Genomic DNA, 5,478 nt, shown 5'->3' on the forward strand with positions numbered 1-5,478 from the left:
TAGGGGCGCGCCGGTGTCGAGAGCCCCAGCGCGCGGAGGCGCGCAGCGCCGAGCACGGTGGGGCTCTCGACACCGGCTTCAGGCGCCCCGAAGGCGACCGAACCAAAGGAGGTGCGCGCGGCGCCTATCCAGCACAGGCCCAGCTACCTGGCGCCAACCCAACACCGGTTCAGCCGGCCCTCAAGGCTCACCAGCCTCCCCAAGCCCCCCCCCACACACACAACCCCAAGCCCCCCAACCCAAATCACCGCCCGATCAACCGGCAACGGCCGACCGGGCGGGAGCGTGTTGGGACCGATGTTCGTCCACCGGAAGCTCGACCTCGCCGACAAACCGGTGAGGCTTCTCCGCACCCGCACCCGCACCCGCACCCGCACCCGCCCGACGCACCGGCCGAGCCGACGCCGCTGCCGTCGGCGCCCCCGTCGGCGTAGATTCCGCCGTCGCCGGAGTGGCCGCCGAAAGCATGAACCACACAACCTTCCCGGACTCCCCGTCCGGCCGCACCCCCCAGCTCTCGCTGACCGCGGCCACCATGGCGAGCCCACGCCCACAGGTTGCCGTGGCCGCGACATCAGAGATGTCGCCGGCCACCGGGAGCCGGGGATCGTGGTCGTGCACGGAGACGACGAGGTGGTCGAGCAGCAGCTCGATCTCGACGGTGCACGTCTTGTCGGGCTGGGCGTGCCGGTGGACGTTGGTCAGGAGCTCTGTCACACCGAGCGCGGCCCGGTCTATCAGTGGATCGAGATGCCAGTAGCGCAACTGCGCAGATACGATTCTGCGGACCTGGCCGATCCGCGACGGCAGGGCTTGGAGCTCTACCGCGCAGTGCCTGCTTGGGTGAGTGATCACGGCTGCGACTCCCCGACAAGAGGTCCGGAAGAACACGGAGTTCGGATCCAGCAGGGCGGTCGAGGGAAATAGGCCGCCTGCTGTTGTGCCCGGCGGCTGGTTCGCAGCGTTATCGCCGGTAAACCCAGAGTGACGTGAGACCAGAGTGACGCAGGGGCTGCGATCACGCAACTCGCCGCACTTCCCCGTAACTGCTACCTGCTACCTGCTGACGCGCGCCGCCCCTTGCCGCCCCTCGCCACTCCTTGCCACCCTCGCCGCCCGCTAGCGGCGCCCGGCACCGGTCAGCCGCCGCGTCCGGCCGCCTTGCGTACGGCTTCGATGAACCGGCGTGCCGCGGGTGGACCCGGCTGCCCCGGCGCGGGGTCGTGATCGCCCAGGGTCAGCAGGTACCGATTGCCGTTCAGATCGGCCAGCGCCCGGTCCTCCGGGGCGAACCAGGGCTTCGACGCGCGTACCGCCTGCACCGGCGCGCTGTCGATCTCACTGCCGTAGCTGGTGAGCAACTCCAGCCTGCCGTCGTTGATCCGGACCTGTCCGGCCCGGGTGAGTGACCGCAGTCGCTTCCCGATCCGCACGCCCGTGGCCGTGAACTCCGGCTCCGCCATGCTTCCCCGCCCCCTTGGTCCAGGACATCTCGTGATCCAGTGTGCGCCCCCGTTTGTGCGCCCCCGTTCAGGACGTTCGTCCCGCTGCGGTGCAGTCTGCCCGCACCGGGCGTCGAGCACCAGTACGCACGACCCGGTCACGGTGAGTACCCGGAGCACTCGCATAAATGCGCCCCCCAGGATCCGCCGTGATCGCTCCCCAGGGGTGCCTTTGACCTTCCCAAAGGCATGTTTATGCAGGTGAGAAGCGTGTGGAAGGTGCATATGATCGAGGTGTCGGCCGCGCGACGCGCCGTCGGCGCGAAGCGTAAGGAGCCCCGCCGTGAGCACCACCCCACAGGCCCCGACCGGTGCCACCCTCGATGTCGACCGCAGTGACCCGGCCTATCGGAGCTGGCTGAAAGAAGCCGTCCGCAAGGTCCAGGCCGACGCCAACCGCTCCGCCGACACCCACCTGCTCCGCTTCCCGCTGCCCGAGCACTGGGGCATCGACCTGTACCTGAAGGACGAGTCGACCCACCCCACGGGCAGCCTCAAACACCGCCTCGCCCGCTCCCTCTTTCTCTACGGCCTGTGCAATGGCTGGATCCGGCCGGCCCGCCCGGTGATCGAGGCGTCCAGCGGCTCCACCGCCGTCTCCGAGGCGTACTTCGCCAAACTGATCGGTGTCCCCTTCATCGCGGTCATGCCGCGCACGACCAGCGCCGAGAAGATCCGCCTCATCGAATTCCACGGCGGGCGGTGCCACTTCGTGGACGACTCCCGCAAGATGTACGAGGAGTCCGCCGCCCTGGCGGTGGAGACGGGCGGCCACTACATGGACCAGTTCACCTACGCGGAGCGGGCCACGGACTGGCGCGGCAACAACAACATCGCCGAATCCATCTTCCGCCAGCTGGAGTTGGAGCGTTTCCCGGAGCCCGCGTGGATCGTCGCCACGGCCGGCACCGGCGGTACTTCGGCGACCCTCGCGCGCTACGTCCACTACACACAGCGCGACACCCTGGTCTGTGTCGCCGACCCGGAGAACTCCTGTTTCTTCGAGGGCTGGACCACCGGCGATCCGGACGTCACCTGCGACTGCGGCTCCCGCATCGAGGGCATCGGGCGCCCCCGGATGGAACCGAGCTTCGTGCCCGGCGCCGTCGACCGCATGATGAAGGTCCCGGACGCGGCCAGCGTCGCGGCCGTACGAGCTCTGGAACAGGCCATCGGCCGCAAGGCGGGCGGCTCCACGGGCACCGGCCTCTGGAGCGCCCTGAAGATCATCGCCGAGATGGTGGCGGCAGGCCGACACGGCAGCGTGGTAACCCTGTTGTGCGACCCGGGCGACCGCTACCTGGACAAGTACTACTCGGACGAGTGGCTGACGGAACAGGGCTTGGACATCGGTCCGTACAGCGAGGCGATCACATCACTACTGGCAACGGGAGTATGGCCACAGTGAGGTTCTGAACGCCCTTTGAGCAGCGCCCCAAAGGGGCGCGGGGCTGTGCTGATTTGCGGCTCCGCCGCGCGGGCGCGACCAGACACAACGAACCCGCAGGCAACCGACGCGATCTATCGCCCCAGCCGCCGATCCAAAGCCGCCACGGCCCCCTTGAACGCCCGCCCCAACCCGGGACGCGCCAACTGCACCACACCCCGAAACACCGCGTTCCCCTCCAGGGCGAACGTCCACTGAACCCGCGTCCCACCCCCGGAAGGGGTCAGCCGCCACTCCTCGGCCATCGCCCGCGCCCCGGGCGCGTTGGTGTCGTCGACCCGGTAGGCGTACACCTCCGCCTCCTTGGCCGCGATCACCGTCTCCAGGAAGTGCCCGCCGCCCTTGAGCCGGATGTCGCGCCTGGTTCCGTCGTCGAGCGACCGCGCACTGGTCACGGCCGCGAACCACTCCGCCCATCCGGGCACATCGTCGTTGAGGGCGTGGAAGACCGCGTCCGGTGCCGCGGACATCTCCTGGGCGAAGACCAGCCGTACCGGAGCGGTGTCGACGAAGTCGAGCCCGACGGGGCGCAGACGGTGGGTCATGGGCGCGAACCCCCTTGACGGAGAAGGGAAGTTGACCGAAGCGACGTCACCATAGCTGGCGATCCGTCAGATGTCTGCCTCGTCGTCGGGTTCGCCCGCCACCACGAGCCGCCGCAGATGCTCCGAGATGTCCTCGCGCGCCTCGGCCGGCAGCCCCGCGTCCGTCACCAGCGTGTCGACCTGGTCCAGCGCGGCGAACGAACTCAGGCCCACCGTCCCCCACTTGGTGTGGTCGGCGACCACCACGACCCGCCGCGCGGACTGCACCAGCCGGCGGTTGGTCTCGGCCTCCGCGAGGTTCGGCGTGGACAGCCCGGCCTCGACCGATATGCCGTGGACGCCGAGGAAGAGCATGTCGAAGTGGAGCGCCGCGATCGCCTGGTCGGCCACCGGGCCCACCAGTGAGTCGGAAGGGGTCCGCACCCCGCCGGTCAGGACGACCGTCGCCGCGCCCTGTCGCTGCCCCGAGGTGCGCTGCGCCGCGTGGAAGACGTCCGCCACCCGCACCGAGTTGGTGACGACGGTGAGATCGGGGACCTCAAGGAGATGGTGCGCGAGGGCGTACGTGGTCGTGCCGCCGGAGAGCGCGATCGCCGTACCGGGGGCCACCAGCTCCGCCGCGGCCCGCGCGATGTCCTCCTTGGCGGTCAGCTCAAGACCCGACTTCGCCTCGAAGCCCGGCTCGTGCGTGCTCGCCTCGACGACCGGCACCGCCCCGCCGTGCACCTTCTCCAGGACGCCCTGGCGGGCCAGCGCGTCGAGATCGCGGCGCACGGTCATGTCCGACACGCCGAGCTTGCGGGTCAGTTCGTTGACGCGGACCCCGCCGCGGCGCCGGACCTCGTCGAGGATCAGGGCGCGCCGCTGCTCCGCGAGGAGGTTCTGATTCTCACTCACGTACGCTCCGGTCCTCTCGCCTCAACCTGTCCGACCGTCCGGCGCACCGGCTCGGAGCAGGACCTTCGTCCCGGCTGCGGTGCGCGGACGTCCCATCCTCGCACGCCCCCGCAAGCACTGCGCCATCGCCTGTCCCGACGCGCACATGTCATCGGGGCCTCACGCGTCCCCCGTGTGTCACACGGATCGGGGAGATTCGGTGACAGGGCGTGTGCGATGCGCCGAAAGGGGCGATCCTGGTGGTCACACGGACACAGTCAGACGGTGCGTCACGGGGGATGTGCGAACAGTGGAGCGTGTGCAGGAACATGCCGTCAAGAGCGGGGCCGACGAGCCCACCGGACGGCCCGACCGGACCGAACCCGCCCTGGAACTCCTGGTCCATGGAGTCGGCGGCGCCACACCCGAGGAAATGCTCGGTGATCCGCGCACGGTGCGGATCACCGGCGACGACACGGCGGCCGTCTTCCGGCGCGCCGCCGACGTCGACGCCGAGTCCACAACCACCGACGGACGCACCGGACCGATCCGCGAGGCATACGTCTGGTGCAACCTGACCTCCGGCAACGGCACCCGCGCCCTGTGGCTGTTGCTGCTGCCGTTCATGGTCGTCAACCTCGCGCACTGGATGCGCCCCATCGCACACGACCGGAAACGGACGGTGCGCTTCTACGGCCTGCTGGTGCGGCTCGCGGGACTCACTCTGACCGTGCTGCTCGTGGCGGCGGCCTGCGAGGTCGCCCTCGATCTCGCCGCCTGGCAGTGCGCCGGCACGCGCGCGTGCGCCGAGCGCCACTCCTGGCTGGGCTTTCTCTCGCCCGCCGTCTCGCACGACAGCTGGTGGAGCCGCCCCGGCCGCCGTCTCGCGCTCGCCGCCCTGGTGCCGACCGCGCTGACCGTCCTGCTCTGGTACCTCTCGCGCCGCACCTGGAGCGAGTACGAGTCCCAGCAGCCGATGCCCCGCAGAGCCGAGCCCGACGACGAGCCCGACAACAGTGCCCTGGGCCGCCCCGGCTTCTGGTACGGCCGCCGCCTGGTCGCCCGACTCCGCGCCGCCCACACGGCGGCCGGCCTCCTGACGGTCGCC

General features: G+C 70.1%; 5 protein-coding genes and 1 pseudogene. 2 read left to right on the forward strand and 4 right to left on the reverse strand.

Annotated elements, in window-relative coordinates:
- Positions 1-255: 255 nt before the first annotated feature.
- A complete protein-coding gene (locus R6V09_RS44705) occupies positions 256-855 on the reverse strand; it encodes an ATP-binding protein (protein WP_317887218.1) in 600 nt (199 codons plus the stop codon).
- A gap of 284 nt (positions 856-1,139) precedes the next feature.
- Positions 1,140-1,463, reverse strand: a complete 324-nt coding sequence (locus R6V09_RS44710; RefSeq protein WP_317887219.1) for a hypothetical protein — start codon at positions 1,461-1,463, stop codon at positions 1,140-1,142.
- Positions 1,464-1,785: 322 nt separating this feature from the next.
- On the opposite strand from R6V09_RS44710, the gene R6V09_RS44715 reads away from it, so the two are divergent.
- On the forward strand, positions 1,786-2,910 hold the full coding sequence (locus R6V09_RS44715) for a PLP-dependent cysteine synthase family protein (protein WP_317887220.1): 1,125 nt from the start codon (positions 1,786-1,788) through the stop codon (positions 2,908-2,910).
- A 113-nt stretch (positions 2,911-3,023) separates the two neighbouring features.
- Here the strand turns inward: R6V09_RS44715 and R6V09_RS44720 are convergent, their stop codons facing one another.
- Both R6V09_RS44720 and R6V09_RS44725 read right to left on the reverse strand, forming a co-directional pair.
- Positions 3,024-3,494 carry an SRPBCC family protein gene (locus R6V09_RS44720; protein WP_317887221.1) on the reverse strand — a complete coding sequence of 157 codons (471 nt, stop codon included), beginning with the start codon at positions 3,492-3,494 and terminating at the stop codon, positions 3,024-3,026.
- Between the two features lie 66 nt (positions 3,495-3,560).
- Positions 3,561-4,391, reverse strand: a complete 831-nt coding sequence (locus tag R6V09_RS44725) for a DeoR/GlpR family DNA-binding transcription regulator (protein WP_317887222.1) — start codon at positions 4,389-4,391, stop codon at positions 3,561-3,563.
- A 289-nt stretch (positions 4,392-4,680) separates the two neighbouring features.
- On the opposite strand from R6V09_RS44725, the pseudogene R6V09_RS44730 reads away from it, so the two are divergent.
- Positions 4,681-5,478, forward strand: a pseudogene (locus R6V09_RS44730) (hypothetical protein); the annotation flags it as partial.

Origin of the sequence: Streptomyces sp. W16, from assembly GCF_033194735.1 — a bacterium.
Taxonomy (GTDB): domain Bacteria; phylum Actinomycetota; class Actinomycetes; order Streptomycetales; family Streptomycetaceae; genus Streptomyces.

Coding starts and splice junctions, on each gene's coding strand:
- R6V09_RS44710 (WP_317887219.1), bottom strand. CDS start 1,463: ATGGCGGAGCCGGAGTTCACGGCCACGGGCGTGCGGATCGGGAAGCGA.
- R6V09_RS44720 (WP_317887221.1), bottom strand. CDS start 3,494: ATGACCCACCGTCTGCGCCCCGTCGGGCTCGACTTCGTCGACACCGCT.